At 66.6% G+C, this 17676-nt stretch carries 10 protein-coding genes; 9 read left to right on the top strand and 1 reads right to left on the bottom strand.

The features are described 5' to 3' along the window. The first annotated feature begins 150 nt into the window (after window positions 1-150). The 3 genes from GFD21_RS09045 (at window position 151) to GFD21_RS09055 (ending at window position 4837) form a co-directional block, all read left to right on the top strand. Window positions 151-2397 carry an exo-alpha-(1->6)-L-arabinopyranosidase gene (locus tag GFD21_RS09045; RefSeq protein ID WP_163197644.1) on the top strand — a complete coding sequence of 749 codons (2247 nt, stop codon included), beginning with the start codon at window positions 151-153 and terminating at the stop codon, window positions 2395-2397. Window positions 2398-2860: 463 nt separating this feature from the next. Continuing rightward, on the top strand, window positions 2861-4177 hold the full coding sequence (locus tag GFD21_RS09050) for an MFS transporter (RefSeq protein WP_163197645.1): 1317 nt from the start codon (window positions 2861-2863) through the stop codon (window positions 4175-4177). Between the two features lie 102 nt (window positions 4178-4279). Then, a complete protein-coding gene (locus tag GFD21_RS09055; protein WP_163197646.1) occupies window positions 4280-4837 on the top strand; it encodes a phenolic acid decarboxylase in 558 nt (185 codons plus the stop codon). 944 nt (window positions 4838-5781) lie between these two features. Here the strand turns inward: GFD21_RS09055 and GFD21_RS09060 are convergent. Continuing rightward, window positions 5782-7056 (bottom strand): MFS transporter, encoded by a 1275-nt coding sequence (locus GFD21_RS09060; protein ID WP_163197647.1) that lies wholly within the window; start codon window positions 7054-7056, stop codon window positions 5782-5784. Window positions 7057-7369: 313 nt separating this feature from the next. Here GFD21_RS09060 and GFD21_RS09065 point away from each other — a divergent pair, with 313 nt between their 5' ends. The 6 genes from GFD21_RS09065 to GFD21_RS09090 all read left to right on the top strand — a co-directional run bounded on the left by GFD21_RS09065 (window position 7370) and on the right by GFD21_RS09090 (window position 16992). Continuing rightward, window positions 7370-10198: an alpha-L-rhamnosidase gene (locus GFD21_RS09065; protein ID WP_163197648.1), complete on the top strand. Its 2829-nt coding sequence runs from the start codon at window positions 7370-7372 to the stop codon at window positions 10196-10198. A gap of 37 nt (window positions 10199-10235) precedes the next feature. Beyond that, window positions 10236-11069: an MBL fold metallo-hydrolase gene (locus tag GFD21_RS09070; protein WP_163197649.1), complete on the top strand. Its 834-nt coding sequence runs from the start codon at window positions 10236-10238 to the stop codon at window positions 11067-11069. A 159-nt stretch (window positions 11070-11228) separates the two neighbouring features. Then, window positions 11229-12281: a LacI family DNA-binding transcriptional regulator gene (locus tag GFD21_RS09075; protein WP_163197650.1), complete on the top strand. Its 1053-nt coding sequence runs from the start codon at window positions 11229-11231 to the stop codon at window positions 12279-12281. Window positions 12282-12437: 156 nt separating this feature from the next. Continuing rightward, the gene (locus GFD21_RS09080; RefSeq protein WP_163197651.1) at window positions 12438-13022 is read left to right on the top strand and encodes a MarR family winged helix-turn-helix transcriptional regulator; all 585 of its coding nucleotides are present in this window, start codon (window positions 12438-12440) and stop codon (window positions 13020-13022) included. 65 nt (window positions 13023-13087) lie between these two features. Beyond that, window positions 13088-14977, top strand: a complete 1890-nt coding sequence (locus GFD21_RS09085; protein ID WP_404801580.1) for an ABC transporter ATP-binding protein — start codon at window positions 13088-13090, stop codon at window positions 14975-14977. Next, window positions 14974-16992, top strand: a complete 2019-nt coding sequence (locus GFD21_RS09090) for an ABC transporter ATP-binding protein (protein ID WP_163197652.1) — start codon at window positions 14974-14976, stop codon at window positions 16990-16992. Before GFD21_RS09085 ends, GFD21_RS09090 begins: the two co-directional genes overlap by 4 nt. Window positions 16993-17676 lie beyond the last annotated feature (684 nt).

The raw sequence follows: 17676 nt of genomic DNA on the forward strand, positions 1-17676 counted from the left end.
CGGTGGTGATTTTGATAATCTACCTACCAACCGGTTGGTTGAAAGCGGTTCGCTCGGGATTCGTGGAGGAAGACCGGGCGGGCCGCACCGGAACAGGCCAGCCGCACGGCTCAACGGAACACGCAAGAACTCAAGGAAAGAGGCAACGCCATGAGCGAGAACACCTACCCGTCCGTCAAGGACCTCACCCTCGAGGAGAAGGCCTCCCTCACCTCCGGCGGCGACGCCTGGCACCTGCAGGGCGTCGGAGCCAAGGGCATCCCCGGCTACATGATCACCGACGGCCCCCACGGCCTCAGGAAGTCCCTCGCCGCCAGCACCGGCGAGACCGACCTCGACAACTCCGTGCCCGCCACCTGCTTCCCGCCCGCGGCGGGCCTGGCGAGCTCGTGGAACCCGGAACTCGTCCACCGGGTCGGCGAGGCGATGGGCGAGGAGTGCATCCAGGAGAAGGTGGCCGTGATCCTCGGGCCCGGCGTGAACATCAAGCGCAACCCGCTCGGCGGCCGTTGCTTCGAATACTGGAGCGAGGACCCGTACCTCGCCGGCCACGAGGCCGTCGGCATCGTCGAGGGCGTGCAGTCCAAGGGCGTGGGCACCTCACTGAAGCATTTCGCCGCCAACAACCAGGAGACCGACCGCCTGCGCGTCGACGCCCGCATCTCCCGGCGCGCCCTGCGCGAGATCTACCTGCCGGCCTTCGAGCACATCGTCAAGACCGCCCAGCCGTGGACCATCATGTGCTCGTACAACCGCATCAACGGCGTCCACTCCGCCCAGAACCGTTGGCTGCTCACCGATGTGCTGCGCGACGAATGGGGCTTCGAGGGCATCGTCATGTCCGACTGGGGCGCCGACCACGACCGCGTCGCCTCCCTCAACGCCGGCCTCAACCTCGAGATGCCGCCGAGCTACACCGACGACCAGATCGTCTACGCCGCCCGCGACGGCCGCATCGACCCCGCCCAGCTCGACCGCATGGCCCAGGGCATGATCGACCTGACGAACAAGGCCCGCGCCGCCATGAGCGTCGACGGCTACCGCTTCGACGTCGACGCCCACGACGAGGTCGCCCACCAGGCCGCCGTCGAATCGATGGTCCTGCTCAAGAACGAGGACGCCATCCTGCCGCTGAAAAAGGACGCGAAGATCGCGGTCATCGGCGAGTTCGCCCGTACCCCGCGCTACCAGGGCGGCGGTTCCTCCCACATCACCCCCACCAAGATGACCTCGTTCCTCGACACGCTCGCCGAACGCGGCATCAAGGCCGACTTCGCCCCCGGCTTCACGCTCGACCTCGAACCCGCCGACTCCGCGCTGGAACTCGAGGCCGTCGAGACCGCCAGGGGCGCCGACGTGGCGCTCCTGTTCCTGGGCCTGCCCGAGGCCGCCGAATCTGAAGGCTTCGACCGCGAGACCCTCGACATGCCCGCCAAGCAGATCGAACTGCTCGCCAAGGTCGCCGCCGTCAACCCGAACGTCGCCGTCGTGCTGTCCAACGGCTCCGTCGTCTCCGTCGCCCCGTGGGCCGGCAACGCCAAGGGCATCCTCGAATCCTGGCTGCTCGGCCAGGCCGGCGGCCCCGCGCTCGCCGACGTGATCTTCGGCGAGGCCAGCCCGTCCGGCAAGCTCGCCCAGTCCATTCCGCTGGACATCAACGACGACCCGAGCATGCTCAACTGGCCGGGTGAGGAGGGTCACGTCGACTACGGCGAGGGCGTGTTTGTCGGCTACCGCTACTACGACACCTACGGCAAGGCCGTCGACTACCCGTTCGGCTACGGCCTGAGCTACGCCTCGTTCGAGATCTCCGACGTCCACGCGGAGAAGACCGGAGCGAACACCGCGTCCGTGACCGCCACCGTAGCCAACGTCTCCGACGTGGACGGCGCCGAGACCGTGCAGGTGTACGTCGCCCCCGGCGAGTCCGACGTGGCCCGTCCGGTCCACGAGCTCAAGGGCTTCGTCAAGGTGTCCCTCAAGGCGGGGGAGTCGAAGACCGTGACCATCGACCTCGATGAGCGCGCCTTCGCCTACTGGTCCGAGAAGTACGGCGACTGGCACGTCGAGGCCGGCGAATACGGCATCGAGGTCGGCACGTCCAGCCGCGACATCGCCGCCACCGCCACCGTCGGACTCGAGGGCGACGGCAAGTCCCTGCCGCTCGACGAGTGGTCCACGTACGGCGAATGGGAGACCGACCCGGTCGGCTCCGGCATCGTCGAGGCCGCCGCGGCCGCCGCCGGCACCAACGGCATGCCCACCCTGCCGGACAACGCCATGATGCGCATGTTCCTCAAGACCATGCCCATCAACTCGCTGCCCACCCTGCTCGGCGAGGCCGGCAAGACCCTCGCCGCCTACCTGCTCGACGAGTACGCCAAGCGTACGAAGTAACCGCGCGGGGGCATCGGGCTCGCGTTTCCCATGGTCCGGGCTCCGGCTGTTCGGCCGGCCCGGGCCTGTGGCGCGATGATGTCCTCATGGCGTTTCCGAGCCGCCTCCCGGCCCGTCGGGCCGAAATGGTTCGGTCCCGCCGGGCCGGGATGCGGGTTCCCGCACCGTGGTGCGGCCCCCGCTCTTCCCTTGAACTCTTCATATCGCTTTCCCTGAATCCCTCATATCCCACGAACCGCGTTCCATCCGCCATGCCGAATCGCTTCGGTCTGCGGACGGGGCGCGGTTTTTGCGTTGCATGCGGGTTTCGGGGCGGGCGTTTCGTGTCGGACCCTCATTTGACAACCCTCGGAGTGCTCTCTATAGTGTTACTTACACGTGTTAGTAACACGAGTTAGCAAATCAGCGGAACAAGCCGGAATGCGCGAGGACGCGCACCGACGCAAGGAGAAAGGCAACCGCAATGTCGCAGCAGGAACAGCAAGAGGTGCAATCGACCGCGCCGCAGGAGCGCGGAGGCAAGAACAAACTCGGCAGGTACTTCGGGCTTACCGCAGCATCGGGACTCGGATCGATCCTCGGATCGGGCATCATCATCAGCCTGGCGACCACGCTGTCGCTGTGGCAGGCCGGACTCGGTATCGACCCGGCCCAGGTCGGCGTCCTCTCCGGAGCGCTCACCCTCGCCATCGCCGGTGGTTCGCTCGCGGGCGGCGCCGTCGCCGGCGTGCTGGGCATGGTGACCGTGTTCAACTGGATCAACGCGGTCTACGCCATCGGCGCCCTCCTGTGCGTCTTCGCCCAGAACTACGCCATGCTTCTGGCCGGCGTGATCATCGCCGGCGTCGCCTCCGGCATCGAACTGCCCGTCACGCTGTCCGTGCTCTCGCATGACGCGCCGGACAACGAGACCCAATCGCAGATGGTCTCCTACACGCAGATGTTCTGGATGATCGGCATCGGCCTGTCCGCCCTCGTCGGCTTCGCCACCTCCGCGATGGTGCCGCCGAACAACGCGCGCGTCCAGTTCGCCATCCTCGCCGCCATCGCCGTCGTCGCATGGGCCTGGAGGCTCCTGTCGCCGAAGTTCCGCACGCTGCACCGCGAAGGCGACGAGATGAGCGCGCGCAAGACCGCCTCCACGAACGACGGGGCCAAGGCGAAGGTCAACATCCTGTCCGTCTTCCGCGGTGCGCAGAACCGCAAGTACGTGCTGTTCCTGGTCACCATCTTCCTGTTCTACGCGCTGTGGAACCTGCTGGCGAACACCTGGGGCCAGTTCCAGACCTACATGCTCGTCTCCTCCGGGGCCTCGCAGACCCTCGCCACCGGCGCCGGCCTGGTGCTCACCGTCGTGGCCATCGTGTTCTCCCCGATCTTCATCAAGGTGGTCTCCGGCAAATGGCGCACCGTCGGCTACGTGATCGGCGCCGCCCTGCAGATCGCCGCCCTCGTGCTCATGGCCGCCGGCGGCGGCGTGCTGTGGCTGATCGTCGCGGGCCTGCTGCTCAACAACCTCGGCAGCCCGCTCGCCGGCGAGATGCTGTACAAGGTGTGGACCCAGGAATCCTTCCCCGAGGAGGTCCGCACCAGCATCCAGGGCGTCACCAACGGCGTGTCCCGACTGCTGTGCGCGCTGTTCGCCATGGTCACCCCGATGCTCGTGCAGCCCGAGCGCCTGGTCGGCACGCTGTGGTGCTTCGTCGTGGTGATGTGCGTGAGCATGGCGCTCGGCGGCGCGGTCATCATGCTGCAGCGCAAGTACGGCATCGAACGCTGAGCCGCCTCCGGCCGGACCGTCCCGCCCTTCGCGAGGCGGGCCGGCCGGCGTCGGTCGGCATCAGCCAACGTCAACCATCGATCAAACAACCAAGGAGCAGCAATGGACATCACTCCCGTCGCCCCGATCAGGCGCTTTGACACCCTCGACGACTTCCTGGGCACCCATTTCATCTACACGTACGACAACGGCTGGGAATACGAATGGTATGCGAAGAACGACCACACCGTCGACTATCGCATCCACGGCGGCATGGTCGCCGGCCGTTGGGTCAACGACCAGGAGGCGACCATCGTCCGCCTCGCCTCCGGTGTGTTCAAGATCGCCTGGACCGAACCGACGGGCACCGACGTGGCGCTCGACTTCATGCCCAACGAGGGCAGGCTCCACGGTGTGATCTTCTTCCCGCGTTGGGTGCACGAACACCCCGAGATCACCGTATGCCACCAGAACGAGCACATCGGCCTCATGGAGGAGTCCCGCGCCAGGTATGCGACCTACCCGAAGCTCGTGGTCCCCGAATTCGCGACCATCACCTACATGGGCGACGCCGGGCTCGACAACGACGACGTGATCTGCGAGGCCCCGTACCCGGGCATGACCGACGACATCCGTGCCGGCCGGTACTACGACGCCGACTACCGGCGCATCGGCCGCTGATATCGCGTCCCATCCAGCGTGTGACCCTACCGGAATTGCCTTCCGGTAGGGCCACCTTTTATATGTATTCTGTTGCCTGTTGCCTGTTGCCTGTTGCCTGTTGCCTGTTGCCTGTTGCCTGTTGCCCTGTTTGGCGTCGTGGCGGGGCTCGTCGTCCCATCCGTCGAAGCATATGCCCGCATGATTCGCTTGCCGGCCCGGCTCATGGGTTTGTGCGTGGTTCGGGGTGGCACCTGCGCAGTTTGGGATCATACGTGCGCGGTTTGTGGCCTACGTGCGTGATTTGCGGCCTTACGTGCGGACGGTGGTGTTGAAAGAGGGTTGGTCGATCCTATTGCGTTGTCCTCGGATTGCCGGAATTCCAATGATTCGGATTCGGCTTCCCCTCCGTCGGCGTCGCGGATACCTGGGCATGCTCCGCATCAAGTGTTTTCAAGTGCGCACGTAACTCGGTAACTGCGCATGTAACTCGTCAATCGCGCATATGAGTTGTTCGAGGCGGAGATGCGTATTGCCGGTGTCGCGTGACCGGCGTCGATCCGGGTAGGACGCGCGGGTGCATGCGCGTTCCTGCCACATCGTCCGATATGTCGGCCATCCGATTCCGCCGGTGGGTCCCACGGGTCGCCCGATTGCATGTTCATCTGGAAATGAATCGTGTGATTGTTCGACTGGGGTGTATGGGTCTTTCGGCATTCGTTCCGGTGGAATGGGGCGCTCCGTCGCGCTGCTTCCGTGGGATTTCGCTGCGTCCGTTCACGCGGGAGCGGGTGAGGGCCTGGGCCACGGTTCAGGCAATCGAAAGCCGGTCGGGGCGCCCAAGTGGACGGTCCGACCGGCGGTGGGGTGGCAATGGATGTGGAGGGGCGGAATCATAGGGAATCAAGGGATTCCAAGGGATTCCAAGGGATGGGATATGGCGAGGGATGGGGATATGGCGATCGTCAGCGGATGCCGCGGATGGCGAAGGTGCATGCGCCGCACAGCGCGGCGAGCACGACGCCCATCGCGAACAGCGGGGCGTAGCCGCCGAACGCGCCGATGAGCAGCGAGCCGACGAGCGCGGCGAACATGGCGGTCGCCGAGGAGGCAGCGTTGAGGATGCCCATGTCTCGTCCCTCCTTGCCGGGGCAAGGCAGCACGCGGCTCATGAGCGCCGCGTCGACGGAGAAGTACACGCCGCCGGCCGCGCCCGAGATGGCGTTGAACGCGATCATGCCGCCCCAGGTGGGCATGACGAGCGGGCAGGCGTAGGCGGCGACCATGGCGAAGCCGGCGATGCCCACGATCGTCTTGGTGAGGTCGAATCTGTCGGCGATGGCGCCGCAGGTGAGCACCGCGGCGACCTGGAAGACGGTGGAGATCGTCGACAGCGTCGCGACGGCCACCGTGGCGTTGCCTCCGGGCAGCTGGTCCGCGCCGATGTAGTCGGTGAGGATGTACATGGTGTAGCTGGAGACGGCGAAGAACGCCAGGTAGAACGTGAGCCTGGAAAGGAAGGTCATCGTGAAGTTCCAGTGACGGAACGCCTCGAGGAAGCTCAGCGAGAATTCGCCGCGCTCCTTCTTCCCGGGACGGGGCATGTCCGTGGAGGACGGTTCGCGCGCCCCGATGACGAACGCGGCGGTGGCCACGAGCATGGTGGCGCCGATGATGATGTAGGCGGTGGCCGGGGCCACGCGGGAGGCGAGGTTCACGAAGATGAGGATGCCGAGCGGCAGTCCCAGGCCGAGCACGGAGGAGGCGGTGCCTCGTTTGTTCTCGGGGATGCGGTCGGGCAGCACGGCGTACAGGCATCCGGAGTACCAGTTGGTGCATGCGCCGAACAGGCCCATGAGCGCGATGACGGCGATGATGGATGTCGAGGCGCCGATGAGCAGCAGGATGGCGCAGATGGCGACGGACAGCGCCGCGAGATAGGGGGAGCGGCGGCCGAACCGCGAACGCGTGCGGTCGGAGACGGCCGGGCCGATGATGATGAACAGCGTTCCCATGATGCCGGCCACCAATGAGATGTTCGCGATGTCAGCGACCTTGCCGGCCGGGTCGAGCTGCGCGACGAGCGAGGGGACGAGCACCTGGTTCATGGATTGCATGACGCCGTACAGGGCGATGACCGGCAGCGCGAGCAGCGCTATGGTGCGTGTGGGGGATGCGGCGAGACGTGCGGCGGGTTGCTTCGTGCCGCCGCTCCGGGTCTGCGGGTCGTTGTGCGTCATGATGGTCTCCTTTGATGCCGCTGATGCTGCGGGGCGTCGTCGTCGGCGCCCGTCGTGGTCCCGTCACGTGTGCCTTGGTGCGGACCCATGCTGCACCACAGTTACTAACACGTGTCAGTAACTGCTATTGTATGACGAACCCGAACAATGTCAAATCGCCGGAAAATGGTCGTTTGACAATCTCGGCAATCACGGTATAGTGCAAGTAACACGAGTTAGTAACCTGCTCGAAAAGAGCGGGCGAACATCGCGGATAGGCATCAGACGTCAGGCAGCATCGACGAGGATCCATGCAAGGCAAAGGAGTGTTCGCATGAAGGTATCGCAGGTCAGGATCAACGGCATCGACGATCCGCTCGGATTCGACTATGGGACGCCGCGCTGTTCGTGGCTCGTCGAAGGCGGCCCGGGCGAGGCGGTCGCCGCCACCCGCATCGAGGTGTCCGACGACCCCGCCTTCTCCCATGTCGTCCACGTCGTGGAATCCACGCCGGACGCACCGCTCGACTCCGCGGCCACGCCGCTCGACTTCCGTCTCGAGCCGCGCACCCGGTACCACGTGCGGGTCACGGCGACCGGCGCCGACGGGATCCCGGCCCGCGGCGAAGGATGGTTCGAGACCGGCAAGATGGACGAGCCGTGGGAAGGCCGTTGGATCACCCCGTCCGAGGACGACAACCACCGCGCCGACGGTTTCCACCCCGAATTCGCCCGTGAATTCGCCGTCGACGGCCCGGTGGAACAGGCCAGGCTCTACATCTGCGGTCTGGGCCTGTTCGAGGCCGAGCTCAACGGCCGCAAGGTGGGCGACGAGCACCTCACCCCGTACACCGGCGACTACGACCGCGAAGTGCAGTCCATCGCCTTCGACGTCACCGGCATGCTCGACGGCGCCCCCGGCGCGACCAACACGCTCGCCGTGCGCCTCGGCGACGGCTGGTACAAGGGCCGCTTCGGCCTGGCCGGCAAGGAACACCTGTACGGCGACTCCTTCAAGCTCATCGCCGAACTGCGCATCCGCCGCGCCGACGGCACCGAAACCGTGATCGGCACCGACGCCGCCACCTGGCGCTACCGCGGCTCCGACACCACGTTCAGTGGCATCTACGACGGCGAGACCCTCGACCGCACGCGCTGGGCCGGCAAGGACAACCCGTGGAAGCCGGCCGTGGGGACCACCGTCGACGCGACGCTCACGGACCGGCTCAGCCTGCCCGTCACCGTGCACGAGATCCTGCCCGTGCGCGAGGTCATCCACACGCCCGCCGGCGAGACCGTCCTCGACTTCGGCCAGAACTTCGCCGGCTGCGTCGCGTTCCGTTCCCACCTGCCCGCCGGCACGCGCGTCACGCTCGACTTCGGCGAGATCCTGCAGCGCGGCGACTTCTACAACGCCAACTACCGCTCGGCCAAGTCCCGGTTCGTGTACGTCTCCGACGGGCGCGAGGAGACGGTCGCCCCCTCGTTCACCTACTTCGGCTTCCGCTACGTGCGCGTCGCCGGCTGGCCGGAGGGCATGCCCCTCGACCCGGCCGATTTCGAAGGCCGCGCCATGTATTCGGACCTACGCCGCACCGGCCGGATCGACACCGGGCGCGACGACGTCAACCGGCTGGTCTCCAACGCCCTGTGGGGCCAGCGCTCCAACTTCGTCGACCTGCCGACCGACTGCCCCCAGCGCGACGAACGCCTCGGCTGGACCGGCGACGCGCAGGTGTTCTGCGGCACGGCCAGCTACGCGATGGACACCGCCGCGTTCTACCGCAAGTTCCTGCACGACCTGCGCGGCGACCAGCGCAAGCTCGGCGGCGGCGTCCCCGGCGTCATCCCGATGCTCGACCCGCACGGCGCGGCGATCGGCGCCGTCTGGGGCGATGCGGCCACCTTCATGCCGACCGTCCTGTTCGAACGCTATGCGGACAAGGCGGCGTTGCGCGAGACCTACCCGATGATGCGCGACTGGATCGACTGGATCGCCGACAACGACCGCGAACGCGGCGCCCGGTACCTGTTCGACTTCTGCCCGCAGCTCGGCGACTGGCTCGCCCTCAACGGCCGCACGCAGCAGAGCATGAAGGGCGGCACCGACGACTTCTTCATCAGCTCCTGCTACTGGGCGGAAAGCACGCGCATGACCGCGGACGCCGCGGCGATCCTCGGCCTCGACGGGGACGAGCGCCGGTTCCGCGACCTGTACGGGCGCATCCGCGAAGCGGTGCTGCGCGAATACTACACGCCCACCGGCCGCCTTGCCATCGACACGCAGACCGGTTACGTGGTGGCCCTGTACAGCGGCATCTACCCGGACAAGGACCGCCTCGTCGAGGCCTTCCGCGAACGGCTGTACAAGGACTGCTACCGGATCAGCGGCGGCTTCGTCGGCGCCCCGATCATGTGCCGCGTGATGGCCGACAACGGCATGGGCGACGAGGCGATGAACCTGCTGCTCTCGCACGACTTCCCGGGTTGGATGCACTGCATCGACCTGGGCGCCACCACCATCTGGGAGCGCTGGAACTCGATGCTCGACGACGGCACGTGCAACGGCACGATGATGAACTCGTTCAACCACTACGCCTTCGGCTCGGTCGTCGAATACCTGTACCGCAACGTCGCCGGCCTCACCGCGCTCGAACCCGGCTTCCGCCGCGCCCGCATCGCGCCGATGCCCGACGCCCGCCTCGGCCGTTGCCGCATGTCCTACGACTCCGCGTACGGCCGCTACCGCAGCGAATGGGAGATCCTCGCCGACGGCGACCTGCATGTGACGGTCGAGGTGCCGTTCGGCTGCGAGGCCGAGGTCCGCCTGCCGTTCCACCCCGACGCCGCGGCAACGCCGGATACGGGCGGCCGTGCCGTCGTGACGGTCGGTGCGGGCGTGCACGGGTTCACGTACACGCCGACGCGCGACATGCGCGCACGGTACTCGCGCTCGACGCTGTTCAAGCGCATGCTCGCCGACGACGAGGCGATGGCGATCATCGCCCGCGAAACCCCGATGCTCGCTCACATGCTTGTGAACGAGCATGACGAGGACTACCTGTGCGACAGCCTCGACACCCTGGGGGCCAAGTTCTTCATGGGCTTCGACGACGCCACCGTCGCACGGCTGGCCGACGCCCTGCTCGCCTTGCGCGCGTGAACGGCGACGGAAGGAAAGCGGAAAGGAAACGGAAACCATGGAATTCTGGACCACGAAACACGTCGCCGACCACGTCACCGCATGCGTCAGCGCGAACGGCGAGATCGCCTATCTCGTCGAAGGTTCCAGGCGCGCCGCGCTCATCGACGCGGGCCCCGGCGCCGGGCACCTCGAACGGGTCGTCGCGCGCTTGACCGACAAACCGGTCACCGTGCTGCTCACGCACGGCCACGTCGACCACGCGATGGGAGCCCCCGCCTTCGACGACGTGTACATGAACCCCGCCGACCGCGACCTGTACCGTCGCCAGTCCCCGCTCGCCGAACGGCGCGAATACCTGCGGATGGGACTCGGCGACCGGTTCGACGCCGACTTCGCGGATCTCGAATACACCGAGCCTGCGCCCGACCGCGCGTTCGCGCCGCTTGAGGAGGGCATGTCGTTCGATCTGGGCGGCATCCACGTCGAACCGTACGCGTTCCCGGGGCACACCGCGGGCAGCATGGCGATCCTTCTGGTCGAGCCGCGCATCCTCGTCACCGGCGACGCCTGCAACAACTCGACCTTCCTGTTCGGCGAGGAGTCCGGCACGGTCGAGGGGTACCTCGCCTCGCTCGCCCGCCTGCGCTCGCTGCTCGCGGGCCGCTACGACCGCGTGCTCATCTCGCATCATCAGGCCGATGTGGATCCCGGCATCCTCGACTCCATGGCGGACGTGTGCCACGACGTGCTGTCCGGCCGCGCGGACGACCTGCCGTTCTCGTTCATGGGGATGAGCGCGTGCATCGCCAAGGCGTGCACGCCGCGGTTCGAACGCCTCGACGGCCGGGACGGCAACCTCGTCTACTCGAAGGCCAAGGTGCGCGGGTGAGGCGGCCGGGGCCGCGGGAGGCGCTCGCCGCCCATCCCGGCCCCGCCTGCGTCCCGTGTCCCGGGGCCCACGCCGCGGCCCGTCCCGCGTCCCGGCGGTAGAATGTTGCCCCGGAACGGACGCGACGGGCCGGTCCGCCGGTCCTCGGAAAGGAGCCCCATGGCCAGCAAGCGCGTGAAGGCGCAGGACGTCGCCAACCTCGCCGGCGTCTCGCGCACCACGGTGAGCTTCGTGCTCAACAACCGCAGCGACTCCATCCCCGAGGCGACCCGGCAGCGCGTGCTCGACGCGGCCCGCAAACTCGGATACGTCCCCTCGGCGGCGGCCCGCACCCTGCGCGCCGGCGGCAACAACATCGTGCTGGTGCTCACCCGCTACGGCGTGGCCTCCGAGGCCGGCGACGAGATGCACAACGCCATCTCCTCGGCGCTCGAGCGGTGCGGGCTGACCTGCCTGCTGTCGCGCTCCGCCGGCGACACGAGCCCGTTGAGCCGCATGCTTTCCGAGGTGCGTCCGTGCATCATCATCTCGTTCTTCCCCGTCTCCGACGACGACCGGCGCATGCTCGAACGGCTCGACATCCCCCTGCTGGAACTGGGGGAGGGGGCGTCGTCCCCGTCGGAGTTCTCGTACGCGAACCTGCAGCACCGGATCGGTTTCGCGCAGGCCGAATACCTGATCGGCCGGGGCTGCCGCGACCTCGTCTACGTCGTCGGCGACGATTCGCTGATCGAAGGCATCCACGAATACCGCTACCGGGGCGTGGCCGAGGCCGTCGCCCGGCATGCGGGAGTGGGGCTCGCCGGGCGGGTCAACGTCGACGCGGATTCGGGCGAGGGCTTCCTCGGACTGGACGAGGGCATGCCCGACGGCGTCGACGGCGTGTGCGCGTTCAACGACACCGTGGCGGCCGCCGTGCTCGCGTGGGCGGGCAGGCGCGGCGTCGACGTGCCCGGCGACCTGCGCGTGATCGGCGTGGACAACCTGCGTTTCGGCATGTTCCTCGACCCGCCGCTCACCAGCGTCACCATCGATGCCAACGAGGGGTGGAGCGACGCCGTGGTCGCCGCGGTGCTCGACCGGCTCGGGCGGTCGCCGGCCGGCGATGGGGCCGAGGGGGCGTCCGCCGAGGCACCGGGTCGCGCCGATGATGCGGACGGCGATGGCTCGGGCGATTTCGGCATCCGCGTCGTCGCGCGACGCAGCGCCTGACACGCCGATTGTTGCATCTGCAACTGTTGTATACGGAACGTATTATCATCCCCTCTGAAAGGTTGCATATGCAACAAATCCATAGGTGAACCCGTATCGGGTCCGGGCCATTCCCGGCCGGATGCGGCACGAATCCGTGCAATGGGGTGGAAAGGTATGGACAGTCACATCCTCAGCTTCGAGCTGAGGGCGCTGGTCAAGGCGATCAACCGCCATCTCGGCGAGACGATGCCCGAATCGGCGCGCATCGCCACAGGCGGCAACGCCCGCATCATCATGTTCCTCGCGCGCAACCGCGACAAGGACATCTACCAGCACACCATCGAGCGCAAGTTCTGCATCACACGTTCGACCGCGTCGCGCGTGCTCGCGCTGATGGAGAAGAAGGGCCTCATCGCCCGCGAATCGGTGGCGCACGACGCACGGCTCAAGAAGATCGTGCTCACCGCCAAGGCCGACTCCATCGTCGCCTGCCTCTCGGCGAACGGCGAACGGATGGAACGCCGCCTGGTGGAGGGCTTCACCGACGAGGAGCGGGCCGCCCTCATGGACTACGTGCTGCGCATGCGCGCGAACGTGGATACGGCGCAGCGCGAGTTCGAGGAACGGTCGGCCGCCGGGGCCCCGTTCGGGGAGCCGTGCGGGGATCTCGCCGGCGACCCCGGCGATCCCGACGACGTCCCGGTCGAAGGAACCGATGACACGAACGATACGAACGACACGAAGGAGGAGAACGCATGAGCGACAACACAACCGCGAACGCGGCACGCGACGCGGACGGCCTGACCGCCACCGAGGCGGCCATCATGGCATCACGCAAAAAAAACGAACCGGAACGTCCGAAGCACATCATCCGCACGCTGGCCGGATCGATGCGCGAATACACGAAGGAAAGCTGGCTGGCGCCGCTGTTCGTGTTCATCGAAGCGATTCTGGAGATCGTGATCCCCACCGTCATGGCCTCCCTGATCGATCAGGGCATCACCGGCGGGAACATGAACGCCATCGTGAAGTTCGGCCTGATCCTGCTGCTGTGCTCGCTGGTCTCGCTCGCCTGCGGCTTCCTCGCCGGCAAGTACGCGGCCATCGCCGCCGCCGGATTCGCGAAGAACCTGCGCCGCGACCAGTTCGAGAAGGTGCAGGCGTTCAGCTTCACTAACATCGACCGGTTCTCCACCGGCTCGATCATCACGCGCCTGACCACCGACGTGACGAACCTGCAGATGGCCTACGGCATGATGGTCCGCATGGGCGTGCGCGCCCCGATCATGGTGGTCGTCGCGTGGATCTTCTCGTTCCGCATCTCGCCGTCCATCTCGCTCGTGTTCCTCGCCTGCGTGCCGATCCTCGCCATCGGCCTGTGCGGGCTCGCGGTGCTCGTCCACCCGGTGTTCGAGCGCGTGTTCCACACGTACGACGCGCTCAACAACGTCGTCGACGAGAACCTGCAGGGCATCCGCGTCGTCAAGTCGTACGACCGCGAATCCTACGAGATCGACAAGTTCGGCCGCATCTCCCGGCGCATCTTCAAGGACTTCACCAAGGCCGAGCGCATCATGAGCTTCAACAGCCCGATCATGATGTTCTGCATCTACGCCTCGATGATCATGATCTCCTGGATGGGCGCGCAGCAGATCGTCGCCTCCGGCAACAACGCCGCGCTGGGCCTGACCACCGGCGACCTCACCGCCCTGGTCACCTACGCGATGCAGATCCTCATGGCCATGATGATGCTCTCCATGATCTTCGTCATGTGCATCATCTCCCAGGCCTCCGCCGAACGCATCTGCCAGGTGCTGCAGGAGGAAAGCACCGTCACCGACCCGGAGCATCCGGTCATGGACGTCGCCGACGGCTCCATCGAGTTCGACCACGTCACCTTCCGCTACTCCGCATCCTCCGAGAAGCCCGTGCTCGACGACATCGACCTGAGGATCGACTCCGGCATGACCGTCGGCATCGTCGGCGGCACCGGCTCCGCCAAGTCGAGCCTCGTGCAGCTCGTGCCGCGCCTCTACGACGTGAGCCAGGGCTCGCTCAAGGTCGGCGGCCGCGACGTGCGCGACTACGACCTCGTCACCCTGCGCGACCAGGTCGCCATGGTGCTCCAGAAGAACGTGCTGTTCTCCGGCACCATCACCGAGAACCTCAGGTGGGGCAACCCCGACGCCACCGACGAGGAGATCCGCCACGCCTGCAGGCTCGCGCAGGCCGACGGCTTCATCCAGGAGTTCCCCGACAAGTACGACACGTACATCGAACAGGGCGGCACCAACGTGTCCGGCGGCCAGCGCCAGCGCCTGTGCATCGCCCGCGCCCTGCTCAAGAAGCCGAAGATCCTCATCCTCGACGATTCCACCAGCGCCGTCGACACGAAGACCGACAAGCTGATCCGCGAGGCGTTCCACCACGAGATCCCCGACACCACGAAGATCATCATCGCCCAGCGCGTCGCCTCCGTGCAGGAATCCGACATGATCCTCGTCATGGACAACGGCCGCATCATGGCCAAGGGCACGCACGACGAACTGCTCGCCACCTGCGACGAATACCGGTCCATCTACGAATCGCAGACCCGCAACACCGCCGCCGGCCAGGCCGAGCTCGAACGCGAGGCCGCCCAGCGCGCCGAACGCATGCAGCAGGCCGAGGCCGAACGGAACGTCACGGACGAACAGGAAGGAGAGACCCGATGAGCGACGCCAAGCAGAACACCCGGAACCGCAAGCCCGCGATGCGCAAGCCCGCCCCCGGCACCACCAAGCGCATCTTCGGCTACATCATGGCCTACCGGTGGCGCGTCATCGCCATCGTCGCCTGCATCCTCGTCGGCGCCGCCGCCCAGGCCGGCTCCGCCCTCTTCCTCCAGTCCCTCATCGACACGTACATCCTGCCGATGGTCGGCGCGACCGACCCCGACTGGGGGCCGCTGATCCGCGCCATCACCCTCATGGGATGCCTGTACGTGGCCGGCATCGTCGCAAGCTGGCTGTGGCAGTGGCTCATCGTCACCGTCGAACAGGGCGTGCTCAAGAAGATCCGCGACGACATGTTCGCCCACCAGCAGTGGCTGCCGATCCGCTACTTCGACACCAACGAGCACGGCGACATCATGAGCCACTACACGAACGACACCGACACGCTGCGCCAGGCCATCAGCCAGTCGTTCCCGCAGATGTTCGCCTCCGGCATCTCCGCGATCGCCGCGATCATCTCCATGTTGTGGCTGAGCGTGCCGATCACCGCGTTCGTGCTGCTGTTCACCGTCGGGCTCTATTTCGTCGTACGCGCGATCGTCGGCCGCGCCGGCCGCTACTTCGTCAAGCAGCAGCACTGGCTCGGCGACGTCAACGCGTTCGTCGAGGAATCCGTCAACGGGCAGAAGGTCATCAAGGTCTTCAACCACGAGCCCGCCACCCAGAAGACCTTCGACGAGAAGAACGAGGAGCTGTTCGAGGCGGCCGCCGAGGCGAACACGTGGGGCAACGTCACCATGCCCGTCGTCGGCAACATGGGCTACATCCTCTACATCCTGCTCGCCATCGTCGGCGGCGCCATGGCGCTCGCCGGCGTCGGTAACTTCGGCCTGTCCGGCGCGGGCCCGCTCACGCTCGGCACGCTCATCTCCCTGCTCACCCTGTCGCGCTCGTTCATCAACCCGCTCGGCCAGGTGTCCATGCAGCTCAACATGGTGATGATGGCGCTCGCCGGCGCCTCCCGCATCTTCCAGCTGATGGACGAGCCGGTCGAGGCCGACTCCGGCACCGTCACGCTCGTCAACGTCGAACTCGGCGAGGACGGCCGCACGATGCGCGAGGTCGACCACGAGACCGGCCACTGGGCGTGGAAGCGCGAGGAGGGCGACGACGGCACCCGTTCGCTCAAGGCCGCGGAGAAGCTGCACGGCGCCGCCCGCGAGGTGGCGCTCAAGGCCAAGGAGCAGGCCGTCACCTCGCCCGACGGACGCTACACGCTCCTCAGGGGCGACGTGCGCTTCACCAACGTGACGTTCGGCTACGATCCGGCCAAGCCGGTCCTGCACGACATCACCTGGTTCGCCAAGCCGGGCCAGAAGATGGCGCTCGTCGGCGCGACCGGCGCCGGCAAGACCACGGTGACGAACCTCATCAACCGCTTCTACGACATCCAGGAGGGCCAGATCCTCTACGACGGCATCGACGTGAAGAACATCAGGAAGCCCGACCTGCGGCGTTCCCTCGGCGTCGTGCTGCAGGACGTCAACCTGTTCACCGGCACCGTGATGGACAACATCCGTTACGGCCGTCTCGACGCCACCGACGAGGAGTGCATCGAGGCCGCGAAACTCGTGAACGCGGACGGCTTCATCCGCATGCTGCCGCAGGGCTACGATACGGTGCTCGCCGGCGACGGCTCCGGCCTGTCGCAGGGCCAGCGCCAGCTCATCTCCATCGCGCGCGCCGCCGTGGCCGACTCCCCGGCGCTGATCCTCGACGAGGCGACCTCGTCGATCGACACGCGCACCGAGGAGGTCGTGCAGGCCGGCATGGACGCGCTGATGAAGGGACGTACGGTCTTCGTGATCGCCCACCGCCTGTCCACCGTGCGCAACTCCGACGTGATCATGGTGCTCGACCACGGCAACATCATCGAGCGCGGATCGCACGACGAGCTCATCGCCCAAAAGGGCGAGTACTACCAGCTCTACACCGGCGCGGTGGAGCTGGAGTAGTCTCCGGTCCCGTCGGTGCGGCCCGTTGGTACGGCCCGTCGTCATGCGTCACCGTGCGTCGACACCGGTTCGTCCGATTTCCGATTGAGGGAGGCGGCCTTCCCGCCCATGCTCCGGCATGGTGCGGGAGGGTCGCCTCCCTCCGTATGCGGTGGGTCCCATGGCGACGGGTAGGGAATTCCGCCGGCGCGGCATCACCTTCGTCCGTATGCTGCGGATCCGTCCGGGGCCGGTGGGTGCGGGTTGCCGTACCGGGCGTCCGTACCCTTCCGCGGAGCGTGTGATGCTCACGATTCGGGCGCACGGGCGTGTACGAGACGGGGGACGCCGCTCGGATGGGGCGTCGGTTGAATGCGAGGTGAATTCCCATGTCCTGCAGATGAACGTTCCCGCGTCGTTACGTCGAGGCAATGGGGCGCGTCCTACACTGGGACATGACAACAGCGAGGATTCGCTGTTTGCGACACGCCGAGGGAACCGTGTGATTGCAACGGTTCCTTTAGGTTGTTGCGCGCCTTGGGTTGCACGATGCCGTGCGTACGTGTATGTTTATCTCTTGCTGCTCAGCACGGAGGGTTTCTCCTCCTGAGAAACAACCTTGGTGTTGGTGTGGTGGTGGTTTGAGAACTCAAGAGTGTGTTTGTACTACTTCTTTATAGTCAATGATTGCCAGTTCATTCCCTT

Origin of the sequence: Bifidobacterium platyrrhinorum (assembly GCF_010667645.1) — a bacterium.
Lineage (GTDB): Bacteria > Actinomycetota > Actinomycetes > Actinomycetales > Bifidobacteriaceae > Bifidobacterium > Bifidobacterium platyrrhinorum.